18 protein-coding genes are annotated in these 19,360 nt (G+C 71.6%); 10 read left to right on the forward strand and 8 right to left on the reverse strand.

Annotation, left to right across the window (positions count from 1 at the left end):
* The first annotated feature begins 159 nt into the window (after nucleotides 1-159).
* The 3 genes from ACWERV_RS14695 to ACWERV_RS14705 all read left to right on the forward strand — a co-directional run bounded on the left by ACWERV_RS14695 (nucleotide 160) and on the right by ACWERV_RS14705 (nucleotide 5,072).
* Nucleotides 160-1,725, forward strand: coding sequence for a Na+/H+ antiporter (locus tag ACWERV_RS14695; protein ID WP_452932822.1), 1,566 nt, complete (start codon nucleotides 160-162; stop codon nucleotides 1,723-1,725).
* A 162-nt stretch (nucleotides 1,726-1,887) separates the two neighbouring features.
* Nucleotides 1,888-2,676: a DUF6928 family protein gene (locus ACWERV_RS14700; RefSeq protein WP_452932824.1), complete on the forward strand. Its 789-nt coding sequence runs from the start codon at nucleotides 1,888-1,890 to the stop codon at nucleotides 2,674-2,676.
* 188 nt (nucleotides 2,677-2,864) lie between these two features.
* Nucleotides 2,865-5,072: an Ig-like domain repeat protein gene (locus ACWERV_RS14705; RefSeq protein ID WP_452932826.1), complete on the forward strand. Its 2,208-nt coding sequence runs from the start codon at nucleotides 2,865-2,867 to the stop codon at nucleotides 5,070-5,072.
* A gap of 59 nt (nucleotides 5,073-5,131) precedes the next feature.
* On the opposite strand, the gene ACWERV_RS14710 is transcribed toward ACWERV_RS14705, so the two are convergent.
* Nucleotides 5,132-6,811: an esterase-like activity of phytase family protein gene (locus ACWERV_RS14710; protein ID WP_452932828.1), complete on the reverse strand. Its 1,680-nt coding sequence runs from the start codon at nucleotides 6,809-6,811 to the stop codon at nucleotides 5,132-5,134.
* A 228-nt stretch (nucleotides 6,812-7,039) separates the two neighbouring features.
* Between ACWERV_RS14710 and ACWERV_RS14715 the strand changes: the two genes are divergently transcribed.
* The gene (locus ACWERV_RS14715; protein ID WP_452932830.1) at nucleotides 7,040-8,089 is read left to right on the forward strand and encodes a hypothetical protein; all 1,050 of its coding nucleotides are present in this window, start codon (nucleotides 7,040-7,042) and stop codon (nucleotides 8,087-8,089) included.
* A 37-nt stretch (nucleotides 8,090-8,126) separates the two neighbouring features.
* Here the strand turns inward: ACWERV_RS14715 and ACWERV_RS14720 are convergent, their stop codons facing one another.
* Entirely contained in the window at nucleotides 8,127-8,789 is a 663-nt protein-coding gene (locus ACWERV_RS14720) for a phosphotransferase (RefSeq protein WP_452932832.1), read from the reverse strand.
* Between the two features lie 145 nt (nucleotides 8,790-8,934).
* Between ACWERV_RS14720 and ACWERV_RS14725 the strand changes: the two genes are divergently transcribed.
* Nucleotides 8,935-9,651 (forward strand): DUF6215 domain-containing protein, encoded by a 717-nt coding sequence (locus tag ACWERV_RS14725; protein WP_452932834.1) that lies wholly within the window; start codon nucleotides 8,935-8,937, stop codon nucleotides 9,649-9,651.
* 23 nt (nucleotides 9,652-9,674) lie between these two features.
* On the opposite strand, the gene ACWERV_RS14730 is transcribed toward ACWERV_RS14725, so the two are convergent.
* From ACWERV_RS14730 to amcB, 4 genes are all read right to left on the reverse strand, one after another.
* The gene (locus ACWERV_RS14730; RefSeq protein WP_452932836.1) at nucleotides 9,675-10,385 is read right to left on the reverse strand and encodes a hypothetical protein; all 711 of its coding nucleotides are present in this window, start codon (nucleotides 10,383-10,385) and stop codon (nucleotides 9,675-9,677) included.
* A 19-nt stretch (nucleotides 10,386-10,404) separates the two neighbouring features.
* Entirely contained in the window at nucleotides 10,405-11,088 is a 684-nt protein-coding gene (locus ACWERV_RS14735; RefSeq protein ID WP_452932838.1) for a pentapeptide repeat-containing protein, read from the reverse strand.
* 74 nt (nucleotides 11,089-11,162) lie between these two features.
* Complete coding sequence (amcA, locus tag ACWERV_RS14740) at nucleotides 11,163-11,321, reverse strand: multiple cyclophane-containing RiPP AmcA (RefSeq protein WP_452932840.1); 159 nt, start codon at nucleotides 11,319-11,321, stop codon at nucleotides 11,163-11,165.
* On the reverse strand, nucleotides 11,318-12,445 hold the full coding sequence (gene amcB / locus ACWERV_RS14745; protein ID WP_452932842.1) for a cyclophane-forming radical SAM peptide maturase AmcB: 1,128 nt from the start codon (nucleotides 12,443-12,445) through the stop codon (nucleotides 11,318-11,320). Before amcB ends, amcA begins: the two co-directional genes overlap by 4 nt.
* Before the next feature lie 483 nt (nucleotides 12,446-12,928).
* On the opposite strand from amcB, the gene ACWERV_RS14750 reads away from it, so the two are divergent.
* The 4 genes from ACWERV_RS14750 to ACWERV_RS14765 all read left to right on the forward strand — a co-directional run bounded on the left by ACWERV_RS14750 (nucleotide 12,929) and on the right by ACWERV_RS14765 (nucleotide 17,050).
* Nucleotides 12,929-13,939 (forward strand): tetratricopeptide repeat protein, encoded by a 1,011-nt coding sequence (locus ACWERV_RS14750; protein WP_452932844.1) that lies wholly within the window; start codon nucleotides 12,929-12,931, stop codon nucleotides 13,937-13,939.
* Between the two features lie 429 nt (nucleotides 13,940-14,368).
* Nucleotides 14,369-15,709 carry a cation:proton antiporter domain-containing protein gene (locus ACWERV_RS14755; protein WP_452932846.1) on the forward strand — a complete coding sequence of 447 codons (1,341 nt, stop codon included), beginning with the start codon at nucleotides 14,369-14,371 and terminating at the stop codon, nucleotides 15,707-15,709.
* A 301-nt stretch (nucleotides 15,710-16,010) separates the two neighbouring features.
* Nucleotides 16,011-16,736 carry a DUF5753 domain-containing protein gene (locus ACWERV_RS14760; RefSeq protein WP_452932848.1) on the forward strand — a complete coding sequence of 242 codons (726 nt, stop codon included), beginning with the start codon at nucleotides 16,011-16,013 and terminating at the stop codon, nucleotides 16,734-16,736.
* On the forward strand, nucleotides 16,733-17,050 hold the full coding sequence (locus ACWERV_RS14765; protein ID WP_452932850.1) for a DUF397 domain-containing protein: 318 nt from the start codon (nucleotides 16,733-16,735) through the stop codon (nucleotides 17,048-17,050). The genes ACWERV_RS14760 and ACWERV_RS14765 overlap by 4 nt, the downstream gene beginning before the upstream one ends.
* 131 nt (nucleotides 17,051-17,181) lie before the next feature.
* Here the strand turns inward: ACWERV_RS14765 and ACWERV_RS14770 are convergent, their stop codons facing one another.
* Both ACWERV_RS14770 and ACWERV_RS14775 read right to left on the reverse strand, forming a co-directional pair.
* The gene (locus ACWERV_RS14770) at nucleotides 17,182-18,363 is read right to left on the reverse strand and encodes a serine hydrolase domain-containing protein (RefSeq protein WP_452932851.1); all 1,182 of its coding nucleotides are present in this window, start codon (nucleotides 18,361-18,363) and stop codon (nucleotides 17,182-17,184) included.
* 130 nt (nucleotides 18,364-18,493) lie between these two features.
* Nucleotides 18,494-18,688: a hypothetical protein gene (locus tag ACWERV_RS14775; protein ID WP_452932852.1), complete on the reverse strand. Its 195-nt coding sequence runs from the start codon at nucleotides 18,686-18,688 to the stop codon at nucleotides 18,494-18,496.
* A 64-nt stretch (nucleotides 18,689-18,752) separates the two neighbouring features.
* Here ACWERV_RS14775 and ACWERV_RS14780 point away from each other — a divergent pair, with 64 nt between their 5' ends.
* Complete coding sequence (locus tag ACWERV_RS14780) at nucleotides 18,753-19,358, forward strand: TetR/AcrR family transcriptional regulator (RefSeq protein ID WP_452932854.1); 606 nt, start codon at nucleotides 18,753-18,755, stop codon at nucleotides 19,356-19,358.
* Nucleotides 19,359-19,360: the final 2 nt, after the last annotated feature.

Below are 19,360 nucleotides of genomic sequence, written 5' to 3' on the forward strand. Positions count from 1 at the left end.
AACGGGGGCCCGGCGCGGTAGCGCAAAGGCTCGGGCGCCGGGGGGCGTAAAGATTCCGATAAAATGAGCCCCGGTGTGCCGGGAAGCCTGGTCGGCGAGGGTGCGGCGGTCGCGCAAGTGCGGCGGTCGGCCCTCCGCCGTGATGGGGTCGTACGCAAGGTGCACGCTGTAGGGGTCGTTCTTCTGCTGGTCGTTCTGGGCACTGTGGTGGCGACGTTCGCGCGCCGGTGGCAGTTGCCCGCGCCGTCCGTGCTGGTGCTGGCCGGGGTCGGGGTGGCGCTCGTGCCGGGGGTGCCGGCGCTCGACCTGCCGCCGGAGGCCATCGCGCTGGTGGTGCTGCCACCGCTGCTGTACGCGTCCGCGGAGGAGTTGTCGCTGCGGGATCTGCGGATGGTGTGGCGGCCGGTGACGGTGCTCGCGCTGGGGCTGGTCTTCGCGTCGGCGGCGGCGATCGGGTTCGTGGCCGTGGCGGTGACGGGGCTGCCCCCGGAGATGGCGTTCGTGCTGGGGGCGGTGCTGGCCAGTACCGATCCGGTGGCGGTGACGGCGCTGGGGCGGCGGCTCGCGCTGCCGGGCCGGGTGCAGGTGCTGGTGCAGGCGGAGAGCCTGTTCAACGACGCGACGTCGCTGGTGCTGTTCAAGGTCGCGGTGGGCCTGGCGGTGGCGGTGGGCGGCGCGGTGAGCGTGCCTGCCGCGGGTGGGGAGTTCCTGCTGCTGGGCGGTGGCGGGGCCGCGGTCGGCGGGGCGGTCGCCGGGGTGGTGTGGCTGATCCGGCGGCGTACCACCGATCCGGTGCTGGACACGGTGATCGCGCTGGTCACCCCGTACGCGGCTTATGTGCTGGGCGAGTCGGCGCACACCTCGGGGGTGACCGCGGTCGTCGTCGCGGGGGTGCTGCTGGGGCGTACGGGGCAGAAGCTGAGCGACGCGCACATACGGCTCCAGGTGCACGCGGTCTACGCGGTGGTGGTGTTCCTGCTGGAGAGCGTCGTCTTCGGCGTCATCGGGCTGGAGCTGCCCGCGCTGGTGGAGGATCTTCCCGCGGGCAGTCAGTGGTGGCCGGTGCAGGCGCTGGGGCTGGCCGCGGTGCTGCTGGCCGTACGGGTGCTGTGGGCGCTGCCGCTGACGCGGGGGGTGCGGCCGGCCGGGGCGGCGGGGCGGTTGTCGTGGCGGGCCGCCGGGGTCGTGACGTGGGCCGGGACGCGCGGGGTGATGCCGCTCGCCGCCGCGCTGTCGATCCCGCTGACCGCGGACGACGGGACGCCGCTGGACGGGCGGCCGCTGGTCCTGGTGCTCACCACGGCCGTCGTCGTCCTCACCCTCGTCGTGCAGGGGCTGACCCTCGCCGGGGTGGTGGGCCGCTCCGGTCTGGCGCTGGAGCCCGAGCACACCGCCCGTGAGGAGGCCGTCGCGCGGGAGGCGCTGAGCCGTGCCGCCCTGGCCCATGTGGATGTGCTCGCCGAGCTGGAGGCCGTGCCGGGCACGGCGGTGGAGCGCGCCCGGCGTGCCTTCGCCGACCGCCTGGAGCGTACGGACGGGGGCGGTGACGGTAACGGCCACGGAAACACTGTGGACGAGGCCTACCGCCAGCTCCGCCAGGAGGCCATCATCGTGCAACGCGAAGAATTGCTCCGCCTCTACGACGGCCACCGCATCAGCGACACCACCCGGCGCCGACTCCAACTCGACCTCGACCGCGAGGAAGCCGCTCTCGGCGGCGTCTAGGGCTCCCCTCACCCCTCCCCACCGGCGGATTCGGGCACTGACAGTGCGGCCGGATACGGTGCGGGGCCGGGACCGAACACGCGGGACGCGCACGCCCGGCACACACCGCACGCGCACATCATCAGCACACCGCACGAGCACACAGCACAGGGGGAAGAGACCGTGGGAGCCAAGACCGGATTGCTCGGGTACGCCGACGGCGCCGTACCGGACGCGCTGCGGCAGGTGGCGGCGGCGGGGGAGCCGGACCGGGAGCGGACGTACGCGCTCATGCGGCGGCTGTACCCGGGGTGGGTGCTCACCCCCGCCCCGGACGGCACCCTCGACGACACCTATCCCGCCAACGGCACGGCGTTCGCCGGGAGTTGGCCCGGTCTGGACCTGGTGTGCGACAAGGGCGTGATGCTGGACTTCCCTTCCCAGCTGCCCGCCCGGCTGGTCGAGGCGAGCCGGGGGCGGCGGCTGGTGCTGCACGCCATGCACAGTGTCGTCGACTGGCTGGCCTTCGCGGTGTGGGAGGACGGTGTGCTCGTGCGTTCGCTGAGCGTCTCCCCGGAGGGCGGGATCACCGAGGACATCGGTGAGCCGCTGCCCTTCGAGCGCCCCTACTGGGCCGGTGACCGCCCCGCGGACATCGTGCCGTGGCCCGACGAGGACGAGGAGGAGGAGCCGTACGCGCTGCCCTTCCACCCGCTGGAGTTCGGCGCCGACGCGCTGCGCGCCCTCTTCGGCTTCACCCTGGAGGGCTCTCCCGGCCGGGCGGACGTCGCCCCGGGGGCGGTGCCGCTGCGCGGGTTCGCGCTGCGCGACCCGGCGGGCCCGACGCCGGAGGAGCGGGCGGCGGAGATCCGGCGGCTGGTCGAGTCGATGCCCCCGGCGCGCTTCTACGGTCTCCAGCCGGACGGCACGCTCGCGGAGGTCGCCCCGCCGTTCGCGAACGACAGGCCCTGAGCCTGCCCGGCAGGCACCCGTCCGCCCGGACGGGGGGATACCCGGTGTGCATGGTCACAGCCGTGTCGTATGCTGCGCACAGCAGCCGCGCATCGCACATCTGACCGGTTTCCCGAGGATGGCGCGAGGGTTCCGAGGCGCTCTCGACTCCGGCGGGTTCACCGGATTTTCCTGTGGGGGGAAACACTGTGCGTAGGCGCAGCATCTCGACCGCGACAGCGCTCGCGGTCACGTTCAGTTCGGTGGCGCTGACCGTCGCGGTGGCGGGTTCCGCCGCCGCGGCGTCGGCAGTCGTCACCTCACCCGGCGGCATCGCCGTCGACGGTGCACTGCAGAAAGTCTTCGTCGGCGACCGTTCGTCGGGGAAGATCGTGGCCACCGACTACAACGGCACGGTGGTCGACTCGGTGAGCGGTATCAGCGGGGTCTCCGACCTGACGCTGTCCGACGACGGGACCGTCCTCTACGCGGCTTCCGAGGGCGCCCACCAGATCGTGGCCCTGGACGCGGCCACCCTCGACGTCAAGACCCGCTACTCCGTCGCCACCAACAAGGGCCCGCGCTACGTGGAGTTCTCCGCGGGCAAGGTCTGGTTCACGTACGGCGACCAGGGGAACGGCAACCTGGGGTCGGTGGACCCGTCCGTGACGGCCGCCGCCCCCGCGTCGGCCCGGTCGCTCACCGCGGACCCGTCGGAGCCTCCGGCGGCCGACCCGACCGCCGAGCCGACCGCGGACCCGACGCAGTCCGCGACGCCCGAGCCGACCGGCACGGCGACCGCGGAGCCGACGGAGCCGCCGACGCCCGACCCGAGCGACTCCCCGACGCCGGAGCCGACGCAGTCCGCGACGCCCGAGCCGAGCGACACCGGGGCGCCCGAGCCGACGGAGAGCGCCTCGCCGGAGCCGACGGCTCCGACGACCGACCCGACGCCGACTCCGGTGGATCCGGTGACGCTCGGGCAGTTCCCGGGGATCTGGGGTCCGGGCATCCTCGACACCAACCCGTCGGCCCCGGGCGTCCTCGTCATCGGCCAGACCGGTATCTCCACGGACTCGATGGCCGTCGTGGACGTCTCCAGCGGCGTCCCGCAGCGCACCGCCTGGTACGCGGGCGACTACACGCTGAACTCCGGCATCTACGACATCGACCTGGTGCCCGGCTCCTCGCAGGTGCTGGTCAACGGCACACAGCTGGACAACTACGCGGACGGGAAGTTCAGCGCCGGCAGCGCCTACCCCGGGGGTCAGCTCGCCGACGTCGCCGCCGACGGGCTGGTCGCCCAGGGGTCGGGGACCAACGTGGCGGTCTACCGGCCGAACGCCACCAAGCCGCTCCGCACGTACGCGGTCGGCGGGTCGGTCGGCGACCTGGCGTGGGCCCCGGACTCCTCGCGTGTCTTCGCGCTCGTGGGAAGCGGCAGCAGCTACACCCTCAAGCCGCTCACCGACCCGACGAAGAACGTCCCGACCCTGACGGTGAGCGCCCCGGCGACGGCCACCCGCGCCAAGCCCCTGACGGTGACGGGCAAGCTGTCCACGACCGTACCGGTGGCCGCGGGCACCAAGCTCCAGGTCGTCCGTACCGACATGGCGAGCCCCAACGGCAGGGGGCTGGTCGCGGCCACCCTCAAGGCGGACGGGACGTACGCCTTCACCGACGTCCCGCCGGTCGGCGGCACGGTCACGTACAAGGTCACCTACCTGGGTGACGCCGGGCACCTGGCGGTCAGCGCGTCCCGCAGCGTCCTGGTCCCGCGCAACGCGACGACGCTGACCCTGAGCAACACCGGCAAGACGTACAACTACCACTCCACGGTCACCTTCACCGCGCACCTCGGTCCGACGTACCGCAACCGCGTCGTCGAGATCTGGGACGATCCGTACGGCACGGACATGGGCAAGAAGCTGCTGAAGTCGGGCACGGTCAACTCGCACGGAGACCTGTCCGCGTCCCTCCAGCTGGTGCGGGACACGACCTTCACCGTCGTCTACCAGGGAGACGCCCTCACCTCTCCGCACTCGGTGACGGCGAAGGCGTACACCCGGGTCGCGGTCTCGACCGCCATCTCCAGGCAGTACAAGACGGGCAAGATCGGCTCGACGACGTACTACTGGTTCCACAAGTCCACGGCCCCGTACGCCACGACGTCCATGACGTACTACCCCGGTCGCTCCGTCCGCCTGGACCTGGAGGTGTACTACGCCGGGAAGTGGTACCCGGAGTCGGAGTACTTCAGGCTCAGCACCTCCGGGAAGGTGACCGTCGACCTCGGCGCACCGGGCCAGGCCGGGCTCAAGGCGCGCATCAGGTCGGCGTACATCGACACGCAGTCGGGCGACAGCGTGAACTCGACGACCTACACCTCGTGGCGGTACCTGTACTTCACGAAGTGAGGCTCTGACAACCGCGAGGGCCCGGCCGTCACGACGGCCGGGCCCTCGTCGTGCCGTCCTCAGCGCACGGTGATGGTGACGGTGACGGTCTTCAGCACGGCCGGCAGCTTGGTCGTGTCGACCTTGAGGATCTCGCCGCTGTCCTCGGCGCCCGTCGAGGGCAGCACCTTCTGGTGGACCGTCCACGTGCCGTCGGGGTCGACGGCGATGGTGTCGATGCCGAAGTCGTCGTCGTTCGACAGGTACAGCGTCCGGCCGCCGTCCGTCGTCGCGACGCCCTCGACCTTGTCGTGCGCGAAGAAGCCGCCGGTCGGGTCGAGCTGGCTGACCAGCGTGCCGACGTCCAGCGTCTGCTGCTTCTGGGCGACGTTGACGCCCGCGGCGGTCAGCGCGGCGAGCGCGTCGTTCGTGCCGTCCTTGCCGACGAAGGCCTCCGGCGACTTGCCGCCGATGGTCAGGCCCGTGACGTCGGTCGCGCCGTTGACGTCCACGGTGTAGAGCGTCTTCTTCGCGAACGGCTGGTAGTTGCCGTCCCGTTCGTCGACCAGGAATTTCGTGCCGGACAGCGCGGTGATCTCGCTGTTGGCGTTGCCCGTCTCGTCCGGGTCGTCCAGCAGGTACAGATACTGCTTGGTGGCGAAGGTGCGCAGGTCGACCGTGACGATACGGGTCGGCGCGACGTTCTTCGCCTTGGTGCTGCCGAGGTCCGGCTGCTGGAGCGCGGACTGCATGATGCCGACGAGGGTCCGGCCGTCGGGGCTGACGGTCAGGCCCTCCATGCCCTTGTTGGTGGCGCGGTTGGCCAGCTCGGCGGGCAGGTAGCCGAGGATCTTGTGCTTGGCGTTGTCCACGCTGTCGCGGTAGGGCGTGAGGCGGCCCAGCTCGTAGCCGTTGGCGTCGAAGTGCGTGAGGTACGGGCCGTACTCGTCCGACACCCAGAAGGTGCCGTCGGGCAGCGCGACCAGGCCCTCGGAGTCGTAGCCGTACGCGTCACGCGCGACGGGCACGGGGGTGCCGCCGTTGGCGTTGGTCCTGGCGACGTCGTCGATGACCTCGGCGGTGTCGTGCGGCGGCAGCCCGCTGTACTTCACCCCGCCCAGGTTCTTCGGGCCCTTGAGCAGGACCTGCTTGACCAGCTCCGCCTTGCCGCCGACGAGCCGGAACTCGCCGATCTGCGGGGTGAAGCCCAGCAGCATCTCGGACTTGTTGCCGTCGGGGGCGTCCGCGTTCGGGCCGCGGTCGGTCAGACCGTAGAAGTAGCCGTTCTTGTGAGGGACGGGCGTCAGCGACGAGCCGTAGCCCTCGCCCGACAGCTGCGTGGTGGTGCCGTTCGGCCCCTTGACCTGCGCGAGCGGCGCCAGCGGGGTGCCCTTCGCGCTCGTGTCCTTGAACAGCTCCACCGCGTCGGTGGTGGTGTACGTGAAGGTGTCGGTGCCCTTGAAGCCCGCCTGCGGCTGGTAGCTGAAGCCGCCGTCCGCGCCGATCGTCAGCGCGCCGTGCGAGGGGGTGGTGTGCCGGACGACCGCGGTCGCGCCGGAGTCGTTGCGCAGCACGTCACCGGTGAGGGTGCGGCCGCCGTGCGTGGAGTACGCGTCCGCGTTCGCGCGGAAGTCGTGCGACGGGGAGAGCCACCCGGCGCCCTGGGCCGCCGCGGTGCCCGCGCCCGCGACGGCGACGGCCACGCCGATCGCCAGGGCGACGCGCGTACGCCGGCGCATGAGGAGGGATCGTGAAGTCATGCCCCCGAAGGTGGCGGTCCCCGGTGAACTCCGCGCCGCCCACCGGTGAACCCCCGGTTGAAACCAGCACCGTTCTTGGCGCCGCCCGACGCTGCCGTGCCGGGGGCGCGTTGTCAGGGGCAGCCCGGCGCGGCAGCGCGTGCCGCATTACCAGAGTCCCCCACGGGCGTCCACCAGTTGAGACGTTCCGGCCCGCCGGGGCAGGCGCATAGGGAACGATGCGGCCTCATGACGTACGCGGTGACGGTCGACGCGGCGATTCCCGCGAGTGCACCCGCCCTGGACGCGCTGCAGTGCGAGGGCGCGGTGAGCCTGCTGGAGCGGCATTTCGACGCGCTGGACCCCGACTGCTCCGACGTCACGCTCCTCGACCGGGTGATCGCCGGGCACCCGCGCGGCGCGCTGCTCAGAGTCGTCGTGGACGCCCCGGGGCTGGAGCCCGCGGAGGACGGCGTGCATGCCGTCATGACGGCGCTGCTCGCCCGCAGCGGGCTGCTCGCGCACTGGGTGGTCACCCGGTGCGAGGTGCAGCTGCACGACGGCATCGCCCAGGAGAGCCTGGACGCGGCGGACGGCCCGGACGCCCCGCCGTCCGACCCCGCGGAGCGGGCCCGCCGGTACGCGGCCCACACCCACCAGGCGGGCGGCGCGGGTGGCGCGGACGGGCTGGGCAGCGCGGAGGCGGACGCGATGCGGCGCAGGCTGCGCGCGATGGCCCCGCAGCTGCGGGCCTTCCCGCACACCGCGGGCGGCGCCGCGGAGATCGCCGCGGGCGCCCTCGTCTACGGCGTCCACCTGCTCGTCGACGAGCTGTTCGCGGATCTGGGGCGGCTGGAGCCCGCGGGTCCGGGGTGCTGTCCCGGGCGCGGGGAGCCCTTCCTCGTCCTGGACGACCTCCCGGCGGAGTACACCGGCCACTACGACGTGCTGTTCGTCCGCCGCCTGGTCACGACCGCGGTGACGATGACGGGCCGTCTCGCCCAGCCGCTGCCCGCCCCTCCGGCGCCCCCGGCGTGCCCGGCCGAGCGGCTGCTCATGCGGCTGCTGCTGGACCGGGCGGAGGCGACGGCGGACCTCTACGGCCTGCTGGACGCCGAAGTCCGCACCGCCTTCGGTGACTTCGCGGCGGGCCTGGACGCCACCGCGGACCCGGCCCCCGTCGCCGACTGGTTCACCCCGCTGTCCGCCGACGGCTTCGTCCACCCGTACGCGGCGGAGGACGGCGACGAGGACGACGAGGAGGGGGAGGGGGAGGAGGACGGGGACGGGCGGGCCTGAGCGCGTAGGGCGCTCGCGCCCGGCTCCCGCCGCACCCTCACCCGTAGCGCTGCCGCAGCTCCTCCACGAGGCGGATCTCCGCGGGGCTGAGGGTCGGGTCGGCGAGGCGGTGGCGGGTCGCGGCGGGCATACCGGCGTGGACGTCGGCACCGGCGGCGCGGTTCGTCGCGCGCAGCAGGGCGCGCAGCACGAGCCGTGCGGACAGGGGGAGTTCGAGGCAGCGCAGGATGACCGACGTCATGGCGACGTCCACCTCGGGCGCCCCGGCCCGCGCGTTGGACCAGTCGATGACACGCGGGCCGTCCGCGGTGAGCAGCACGTTCTCCGGGTGCAGGTCGAGGTGCAGGATCCGGGCGTCCCCGCCCCCGCCCCCCTCCCCGTCCATCGGCGGCAGCCAGTCGGGGGCGCGCAGCTCGTGCAGTTCGCGGTGCAGCCGCCCGAGCACCTCCCCGAACTCCGTGGCCCGCCACGGCTGCCGGTGCAGCGCCTCGGACATGGTGGGGCCGTGCAGCCGCTCCATGACGAGGTCGGTCCCGTCCGTGGCGTGCACGGCGGGTACGGGGTAGCCCGCGGCGGTCAGCCACCGCAGGGTCCGCGCCTCCTGCGTGGAGGAGCGGCCCGCGTCGCGGAAACGGCGCAGCACCCACCCCTCGCTCACGGCGTACACGTCCGCCTCGCGGCCCGTCGCGATCAGGTCCATGACGAGGAGTCTGCCAACTCCCGTGCCCCGCCGGTAACTCCCGTCCCGTTTTCCCGGCCGGGGATACGGATCCCGCTTGTGCGCCCGCAGGCCACGGGTTACGTTCCCGGTGCCGCATGTCGCGGATCGGCGCAGGTGGGGGGACATGTCCGAGGGTAACGAGAACGACGGCCGCGCGGGGCGGAAGAGCGCGGGTGCGTGGGGCCAGGTCGTCACGGCGGTGGCGCTGATCGGGGGCCTGGGCGGCGCGCTGCTCTTCTACCAGCACACCCGCTCCGACAAGGAGAGCGCGTCCGGCGCCCCGGCCGCGACGTGCAGCAAGCCCGCGGCGGGGAAGACGTCCCCGTACCTGTCCGGGGCGCAGTTGTGCGAGCTGCTGTTCGTCCCCGACCTGGACGACCTGCTGGGCATCCCGGGGGAGAAGGCGCGGTCCACCACGACCAGCGGCAGCACCCCGCCCACCGACGGCGGCGGCCTGTCCGGCCCGTACGCCCAGGTCTCGTTCCCGACGTGGACGGTCAACCTGGCCGCGACCTACCGCAACCTCCCGATGGCCCAGGAGGTGAAGATCTTCGGCGCCGACGCGCACCAGCGCACCGTCCTCGGCCACCCCGCGTTCTCCTACGCCGACCACGCCATGAAGATCAGCCTGCTGCCCCGTTCCAGCGGCGCCGTCGGCAGCAACGCGACCGGCGCCCCGGCCACCGTCCTGTCGGTGGCGATGGACCCGAAGGGCTCCGGCACATCCTTCGAGATCACCCTCTGGCACACCGACGGCACCCTCCCCCCGGACGACTCCACCCTCCTCCACGTGGCCGAAACCCTCCTCCCCACCCTCCCCGGCTGGACCCCGACGACGTGACACACCGGGCCCCAGGCGTCCGACTAGACCAGCCACGGCAGTGCGCGGACCTGCCAGTCCCCGAGCCAGAACGCGGCCGTGGAGGGCTGCGCGGAGTCCTGGGTGGAACCGTCGTGCGGCAGCAGTTCGGTGGGGGCGATGTAGCCCTCGCCGGGCTCCAGCCGTATGCGCAGGACGTTGATCGGACGCTCCTCGGCCACGTACGTCCGTAGGTCGTCGGTGTGCGGGTGGCGGAGCCGGTGGTCGGAGCGGACGGTCCGGCTGATGGTGCGGATGTCGCGGTCGCCGAGGAGGAGGTAGCGGGGCGCGGGGCCGAGGTTGAAGCAGAGGCGGCGTCGGCCGAGATGGCGCATGCCGAAGGGCAAGCGGTCGTGGTTGTCGACATGGATGCCGATCAGGCAGCCGTTGGCGGGGTTGGGCGTGGTGGTGGGCAGTCCCGGAGGACTGGTGTGGTGCCCGAGATAGCGTGCGTGCGGGTCGTCGAGCGCGTCCGCCAGTCCGGCGAAGGAGGTCGGCGGCGCGCCGGGCGGGAGGGCGACCAACTCGACGAGGGATCTGTGGTCGGTGGCGTCCGACGGCTGGAGGGCTGTCGCGTAGTGGGAGGGCAGAGGTTCCCAGCGGTCTTCGGGGACGACGGCCCCGGTCTCGTAGGGCTCGTCGGCGCCGGCGGGGCGCAGGGTGGTGACCCAGCAGCGTTCCCCCAGCAGGCCGGGGTCGGTGTGAGCGATTCTCACGTCCACAGGCGATTCCAGTTCATCGTTCCTCGTCCGAGACGGTGAGGTCCATGGCGGCCAGAAACGCCTGGGCGAGCTGGTGCTCCTGGCCGGAGCTGACGACCGCGCCGGTGAGGTTGCCGACGCCGACCAGCGTGGTCAGGTCGCTGCCCCGCAGGTCCGTGCCGCGGTAGTCGCCCGCGCCGAAGGCGGTCCTGCGCAGGGTGCAGTGGGCGAGGGCGGTCTCCTCGGCGAGGTCGCTGCCGGTCAGTTCGGCTTCGACGAGGGAGCACGCGGTGAACACCAGGGGGCCGATCGCACGGACCCCGGCGAAGGTGGCGTAGTCGAGGCGGCAGCCGTCGAAGAGCACGTTGTCGAACGTGCAGTCCTCGAAGGTGGCACCCGTGAAGGTGCAGTCGCGGAAGACCACCCGGCTGAACCTGCTGCCGGTGCACCGCAGCGCCGTGACCGTGCAGCCGGTGAGTTCGACCGAGTGGAGCTGGGTGTCCTCCAGTTGCCCGCGGTCGGCTTCGACGCCGGCCAGGCGGCCGCAGAGAAGGCGTGTCGAGGTCAGGTCGAGATCGCGCAGGCGCTCGCCGACGTACTGGAAGTCCTCGATCGCGCCGCGGGAGGTGTCGAGGAAGGAGACGGTGCTCAGGCGGGAACCGGGGGAGTCCAGGTTCGGCGGGGTGACGATGATGTCGCCGAAACGGCGGCTGTCCACGACGTGCTCCTCGGGGGTCTCGTTCCGGGCGGTCGTCGGGCCTCGGGCCCGGCGACCGCCCCTGTGCTGTGCTGCTACTTGGTCCAGTTGTCCCAGGTGGGCCGGTTGTCGAAGGTGGTACCGGTGTTGTCCCAGGTTGGCTGGTTGTTCCACGCATCCGTGGCCGGGGCCGCGGCGGTGAGGTCCGCGACGACGGGGGCCTTCGTGGTCGCGAGCAGTTCGAGCAGGTTCATGAGGCGGTTTCCTTCCGGACGGTAGCCGACAGCGCCTGGACGAGCGCTTGTTTGGTGGTGCGGCAGTAGTGGGTTTCGGCGACGTCGAGACGGCCGTGTTCGAAGAAGCGGTTGCCCGCCTGGGCACCGTGGCAGAAGGCCCAGTACGCGCAGGACGACTCGCAGAGGTCCAGAGCGTCCAGGAACTCGTCCACGTAGCCGAGCCGATCGGCGCGGTCGATGATGTCCCGCATGGACTGGTCGAGGATGTTCCCGGCGCGGAAGCCGCCGTAGCGGGGGGCCGGGACTCCGGCGAGTTCCGGAGAGAGCAGCGTGACGTAGCCGTCCCAGGAGACGGTCGGGATCGGATCGATCAGCGGAGCCGGAGCGTCGGGCTGTTCACGCAGGACGCGCAGATCGGCCCCGAGCCGCGCCGTCTCCCGGATCTGCACCTCCGGGTGGTGTCGGCTCCATCGGATGACCTGATACCAGAAGCTGCGGGCTTGCGCGACCGTCGGGGTGCGGCGGGTGGTGTTGATGCCCTCCTTCTCCTCGATGTTCAGCCCGATCGAGGTCGGACCGAGTCCGGAGAGGAAGTCCAGCAGCTCCTGCGGGTGGCCGATGCTGTCGCACGTGACGACGGCGATGACCGAGAAGCGGATGCCGTTCCTGCGCAGGGTGGCAATGCCACGCAGGGCGCGGTCGAAGGACGGCTTGCCGTGCCAGTCGACGCGGTGGCCGTTCAGCCAGGCCGGACCGTCGATGCTGACACCGACCGTGAAGGCGTGGCGGGCGAAGAAGTCGCACCAGCTGTCGGTGACCATCGTCGCGTTGGTCTGCACGTGGTGCGCCAGACGCCCCTGCCGCCGCAACTGCTCGAAGGGCGCGAGGAGGTCGGTGAAGCGCGCAAGTCCGGTGCCGAGCGGCTCGCCCGCGTGCCAGACGAGGTCGATGCGGGGGCCGTCGGCGCTGAAGTCGGCGGCCGCGGCGGCCAGGGCGACCGCGACGGCGGGACTCATACGGTGGTGCTCAAGACGATCGGCGAGGTAGCAGTAGTCGCAGTTCAGGCCGCACCACGACCCGCATTGGGCGATCCACGTCCGAGGCCGCCGCGAGATACGCCGACTGAACCTGGTAGGCGTCATCTGAACTCCCTGACGGTCGTGTGCCGTTACGTGAAGCCCGTGCACAAGTTGACGTAAGTGCGCCTCCCGGGAGGCTTCGCGGGCCTGATAGTCAGGTGTAACGGCGCAAGCCGTCCGACGGGAGCTGCCCGGCTGTAGGCCGGATGTAGGCCCGTGTAGGCCCGAGAGCGGGGTGTCGTACCACTGGAGCCGACGTTAGGCGGGCAGATTCAGGCCGCGCGGATCGCGCGGGGATGGAGCCAGCAGAAGCTGGCCCGCGAGCTGGGCATTGCCGAGGGCCGAGGCCCCACCGGGCTCGACCGCGGCTCGGTGTATCGGTGGGAGCGCGGAACCCGCATCCCCGAATACTGGATGCCATGGCTGGTGAGGGTTCTCGAACTGGCCGACCGGCAGGCCACCGGTGCGCAGGCCCCCGAGGACGGCGTCGGTCCCGGCCCGTCCGGCGATAGCGTGGCCTCAGTGATCCGGTTGGGAGGGTTGGACTTGGAGCGTCGACAGCTGTTCGCCGCGACCACCTCGTATGCCCTGGCTTCCCTCGCCCTGCCGGATCTGGAGGTGATCACCCGCCGCAGCCGGACCGCCACGACCGGTGGTGTGCGGGTGGGGCACGGGGACGTTCTGGCCGTTCGCCGGATGTCCACCGTCCTCGGGGACGCGGCGTCCGAACTCGGCGGCGGACACGCCCGCCATCTGGCCGTCCGCTATCTCGTGCACGATGTCGCACCGTGGCTGAACGGGAACTACACCGAAGCAACCGGGCGTGAGCTGTTCGCCGCGGCCGCCCAACTCGTGCACCTGGCGGGCTGGATGGCGGGAGACGAGGGCAACCAGGGCCTGGCTCAGCGGTATTACGCGCACTCCTTCCGGCTGGCTGCCGAGGCCGGTGATCCAGAGCTGTCCGCGACAGCGTTGCGGGGAATGGCGGTGCAGGCGATCGATCTGGGGAACCCGGCTGCCGCAGTGCGTCTCGCGGAGGAATGCGTGCACCACGGGCGCACGGTGCAGGATCCGCGAGCCGTGGCCTACTACCAGGCGACCCTGGCCAACGCTGCTGCCCTCGACGGGGACCGGAGGACGGCGACGGCCGCGCTGACGGCCTCGCAATCCGCGATCGAGGACGCACCGAAGTCACCCGGGGAATCCTGGGCTGCCCACTACTCGGCCGGTCGGTGGGCGCACGAGACGGGCATGATCCTCGCCCAGCTCGGGGACCTGGGCGCCGCAGAGGACCATCTGCACCACGCGCTGGCCATCCACGGCCTGGACCGTCGGCGGACCCGCGCCATCGTCCTTGCCGACCTCGGGCAGGTGCACCTGCGCCGCGACGACACCGACGCCGCCCTGGCCACATGGAGCGAGTTCCTCGACTCCGCCGAGGGCATCCGCTCGGTCAAGGTCACCGAGGCCGTCGCCGCCATGCGGGCCCGTCTCCACCGGCTCGGGCACATCCCCGCCGCGCAGGAGCTGGCTCGGCGGGCAGCCTCGCCGGCCTGACGCGGACGGTCCGGGGCCGGGTGCACCGTACGCTGCGTGCAACCGGGTGGATTCATCGGTTTGATGTGATGAATTCACATCTCCGTGTGAGGAATTCATGAATCGCGGGATAACCGCTCACACGCACCCGTTCCGGCCTGCGGTCTCCGCTCTGGCGGGAATCCGCCGTCGTCCGATAATCGTAGACGGCCGTGCCCCCGGCAAATTACACTCGCTGCCTCCGGAGACGTCCGGAGGCAGTCGCCCCGTTCCGTCTCCGTCGCGCCACATTTCGGCCCGGCGCGTGTCGGCGCGTCGCCGCGCCCGTCTCTTGCGTGTGCTCAACCGGCTCCACCGCACCGCCCGTTGACCACTACGACCGCTGTGACCGCTCCCGCCGGATCCGTGCGGCCCGCGCGGTACGGCGGCCTCCCGAGGAGATCCGCTCACATGACGACCATTGCGCTGCATTCGCTCGCCCCGCACGCCGATTTACAGATCGCCATCATGATGGCCGGTATCGCCTTCGTGCTGCTGGTCGGACTCGCCCTGGGCAGTATCGCCCCGCGCTTTCGCCAGCCGGTGGTCATGGCCGAGGTGCTCGCCGGTATCGTGCTCGGGCCCAGTGTGCTGGGGCAGTTCCCCGGCGATCTGACGCACAAACTCTTCCCCGCCGATTCGAGACCGATGCTTTCCGCGGTGTCGAATGTGGGTCTCGCCCTGTTCATGTTCATGGTGGGGTGGGAGTTCGAGAAGCGCATCCTGCGCCCGCACCGCGGGCTCGCCGCCGCCGTGTCGATGTCGTCGATCGCGTGTGCCTTCGGGCTCGGCGTGCTCGTCGCCGTCTTCCTCTACCCGCACCACAAGACGGTGGCCGGGCACCACATCTCCTTCACGACCTTCTCCACCTTCATGGGCGCCGCGATGTCCGTGACGGCCTTCCCGGTGCTCGCCCGCATCATCACCGACCGCAACCTCGGCCACACCCGCGTCGGCACCCTGGCGCTCGCGAGCGCCGCCGTGGACGACATCCTCGCCTGGTGCATGCTCGCGTACGTCTCCGCGCTGGTGACCTCGGGCAGTTCGCGTGACCTCGCCCAGGTCCTGTCGCTGAGCGCCCTCTACGTCGCCCTGATGTTCCTCGTCGTCAAGCCCGGCATGGCCCGCCTGGTGAGCTTCTTCGCCGCCCGCCGCAAATGGCGCGAGCTGATGGTGATGCTCTCCGCGGGCGCCTTCCTCTCCGCCTACGCCACCACCTGGATCGGCATCCACGCGATCTTCGGCGCGTTCCTCTTCGGCTTCGTCATGCCGCGCGAGCCCGCCCGCGAACTGGCCGAGCACCTGCGCAAGCCGCTGGAGAACGTCAGCACGGTGCTGCTGCCGGTCTTCTTCATCATCACGGGCCTCGGCGTCGACATCAACGGCCTCGGCGGCCGCCAGTACGTCGAACTGCTCGCCATCGTCACCGTCGCCTGTGTCGGCAAACTCCTCGGCGCCATCGGCCCGGCCCGCGTCTTCGGCCTGTCCTGGACGGAGTCGCGCGCACTCGGCCTGCTGATGAACACCCGCGGCCTGACCGAGCTGATCATCCTCAACGTCGCCGTCCAACTCCATGTCCTCGACGGCCAGATGTTCACGATGATGGTGATCATGGCCCTCGTCACCACCGCCCTCGCGGGCCCCCTCCTCCCGCGAGCGAGCGACCTGGCGAGCGCGAGCGTCGAGGTCCCGCCGCCCGCGTCCCCGGCGAAGCCGGTCTCCGAGACCGCCGAGCCAGGCCCCCGCGGCTGACCTCCGTCTCTTCCCCGCGCGCCGGTACGAGGGTTCCGACCCCCGTACCGGCGCGCTGCGTTGACGCGCACGCCGGGGGCGCTTGCGGGGCGTATTCGGGGGCGCGGGCGAATTCCTTATCCGTACATCGCGTTTGTACGAGTTCGTTGGGCAGACACGGAGGGTCGCGGTGGGGTAATCCAGAGTCATGGCGAACCCACGGTTTCGGCGAGGGCCGAGGAAGAAATACCCGACTCCGTTCGAGGCTCTGGGTGCCCAATTAGGGCGAGTTCGCGCTGCGCGGGGCTACACCCAGCCCCAGTTGGCCGCGGCCACCGTGATCAGCCTCAGCACGCTGGAGTCCATCGAGCAGGGCCGGCGTCCGCTGACGCTGGAACTGGCCCAGCAGTTCGACGAACTGCTCGACACAGGGGGAACGTTGGAGGAGGGGGTGCTGAACCTTCCGGATCCGGGTGACGCGATTTCCGCCTGGGCGGTGGCTTTCGTCGACCAGGAACAGCGGGCGATCACGATCTCCTCGTTCGAGAACCAGGTCGTGCCGGGCCTGCTCCAGACCGAGGCATACATGCGCGCGATGTACGAATACCGCGTGCCGATCCTGAACCCCGAGGAAGCCGCCGTCCAGATCGCCGCCAGGCTCCAACGGCAGGAGATCCTGCAACGTAAGGTGCCGCCCACGACGAGCTTCATCCTGTCCGAGGCCTTGCTGCGAGACCGACTCGGCGGTCCCGAGGTCTACCGGGAGCAGCTCCGCCACCTGCGCGCGTGCGCTGACGTACCAGGTATCACGATCCAGGTTCTGCCGCTCGGACTGGCAGGCCACGCGGGGCTCTCCGGGCCCTTTGTCCTGCTGGAGACCCCGGACCACGTGCTACTCGCCTACACCGAGACGCAACGCGGCAGCCAACTCATCCATGACCCCGACGAGATCAGCATCCTGGCCGCGAGATATGCGATGCTGCGCTCACAGGCCCTCAGCCCCGAGGAAACGAAGGACCTGTTGGAGCAGCTGCTAGGAGAGGCATGACCGAGTCCCTGAAGTGGTTCAAGTCGAGTTACAGCAGCAATGAGGGCGGCAACTGCGTGGAGATCGCCCACGACTGGCGGAAGTCCAGCTACAGCAGCAACGAGGGCGGCGCCTGCGTCGAGGTTGCTTACCACTGGCGCAAGTCGAGCCACAGCAGCAACGACGGCGGCAACTGCGTCGAGGTCGCCGCTCACCCCGGTGCGATCCACGTACGGGACTCGAAGGACCCCGAGGGCCCCGCCCTCACGTTCAGCCCCGCCGCGTGGGCGGCGTTCGCCGCGTTCGCTGCCGCGCAGGACGTCGCGAGCGCGTAGGGACACGCCCGCCGTCCGGCTCTCGGCCCCCGCCTCCCGTTCAGGGAAGCGGGGGCCGACGCGTCGGGGCGGAAAGCGGCCCCCGCCCGTACCCCGTGCGCCGCCGCCTCATCCGTGGCGGGGCTCCGACGTCACGGTCGGGAGGGGTGCCCGGCGCACAGTGCGTGGGCGATCAGGGCGCTGCCCGCGTTCTCCTGCGCCAGGATGTGTTCCGGGGTGTCGCCGAGCGCCTCGGACATGGAGACGACGGCGCTGCGCCTGCCGTCGCCGGTGACGCCGTTGAGGGTGATGTAGCCGCCGTCGCCGCCCTCGTGGCTCCAGTAGGTTCCGCCGCAGGGCAGGGGGCGTTGGACGAGGCCGAGCCCGTACCGGCCGCCGGGCCAGAACTGGCCGAGGTCCCCGCTCACGGGGACGGTCCGCTGCATTTCCGCCAGTTGGCGGGCCGGCAGCAGGCGGCCGCCGAGCAGCGCGCGGAAGAAGCGGTTCTCGTCCTGCGTGGTCGTGGCGAAGGCGAGGCTCTCGTGCTCCACCGGTATCTGCTCGGTGACGTCCAGCACGGAGCCGGGGCCGTACAACTGGTAGGCCTGGGCGTGGGGTCGGGGGAGGGTGGCCGAAGTGCCGCCCCACCGGGTGTGGGTGAGGCCGAGGGGGCGCAGGACGCGGTCCTCGATCTCCTGGTGGGCGGGGCGGCCGGTGACCTTCTGGACGATCATGTCGAGCAGGACGTAGCCGGTGTTGGAGTACGCCCAGCCCTGGCCGGGCGGGAAGTCCGGGGCGTGGGTCATGGCGCGGGCGACCAGCTCCGCGGTGCTGTGGACGTCGTAGCGCTGCTCGTAGTACTCCTCCGGCGTGGTGTAGCCGGGCAGGTCGTCGTGGAGGCCGCTGGTCTGCTGGAGCAACTGGCGGACGGTGATCCGGCGTCCGTCGTTGCCGTTGCCCTCGACCACTCCGGGCAGCCAGTGGTCCACCGTGTCGTCCAGCGACAGCCGTCCCTCGGCCTCCAGTTGGAGGACCACGGTGGCGACCAGCGTCTTGGACGTGCTGGCCATGCGGAAGTAGCCGTCCGCCGGGACCGGGCGGCCGGTGTCCAGGTCGGCGGTGCCGCTGGTCGCGACCGACTGCCTGCCGTCCGGCGCGATCACGCGCGCCTGCACGCCGCTGATGCCGAGGGCGCGGATCGTCTCGACGTCCCGCCGCAGCTGCCCGGCGGCGGAGGGATCGGCGGACCGGGCGGCGGCGGGGATCGCCCCGGCGGCGAGCAGCGTGGCGACGCCGAGCGCCACGCCCAGGTACTTTCGCGCGGTGGAGGTCATGACCGGACGCTAGTTCCGGCCCCCGCCGGGTGCGATCCGGCACACCCCACCGTCGGCACGGGGGATACCCCCCGCCGCGGACCGTCACCCTCCCCGCCGCGGACCCGGCGCCGACCGAAGGGACGGAAACCTAGTCGTCGTCCGACCGGAAGAGCGTTCCGAACGCGGCGGTGAGGGCGAAGGCGAGCGCCACGACCGCGACGGCCAGGCCGAGGGTGGCGGCGAAGCCGACCTCGGAGGGTGGGAAGGCCGCCTGGCGGGCGATGTTGAGGACGACCGCGACGGCGGCGAACGTCCGCCACGAGGTCTTGTCGAAACGGCGCATGCTGCCCCCTTTTTAGCACGGCTGTGTCACGTCCAAGATAACACGGGTGTGTGACAATGGCCGGATGCCGAAGGTCGTCGACCACGAGGAACGGCGCGCGGAACTCGCCGTCGCGCTGTGGCGCATCGCGCTGCGGGACGGCTTCGACGCGGTGAGCGTCCGCTCCGTCGCGAAGGAGTCCGGCTGGTCGGCGGGGGCGCTGCGGCACTACTTCCCGGACAAGACGGCCATGGTGCTCTTCGCCGTCGACCACGCCGTGGCCGCCGTACGCGAACGGGTCGCCGCGGCCAACGCCGCCGCCGGCGGGCTCTCACCGGAATTCGTCCAGGCACACCTGGAACAGCTGCTGCCGCTGGACGACGAACGGCGGCTGGAGTCCGAGGCGTGGTTCGCCCTCGTCGTCCTCGCGCACCGCGACGCGGCGGCGGCCGAGCGCCGCGCCGAGGTGGACGACCTCATCCGCGCCTCCGTGGAGAGCGCGGTCGCCGCGCTCGCGGAGCTGGGCAGACTCGGCGCGGGCCGCGACCGCGCCGCCGAGGCGGCCCGCCTGCACGCCCTTCTCGACGGCCTGGTCCTCCAGCTCCTCGCCCACCCCCCACGCCTCACCCCACCCACCGCCCGCGCCCTCCTGGCCGCCCACCTCGCGGACCTGGGCCACGCGCTGGGCTGAGC

The organism is Streptomyces sp. NPDC004031, from assembly GCF_053604375.1.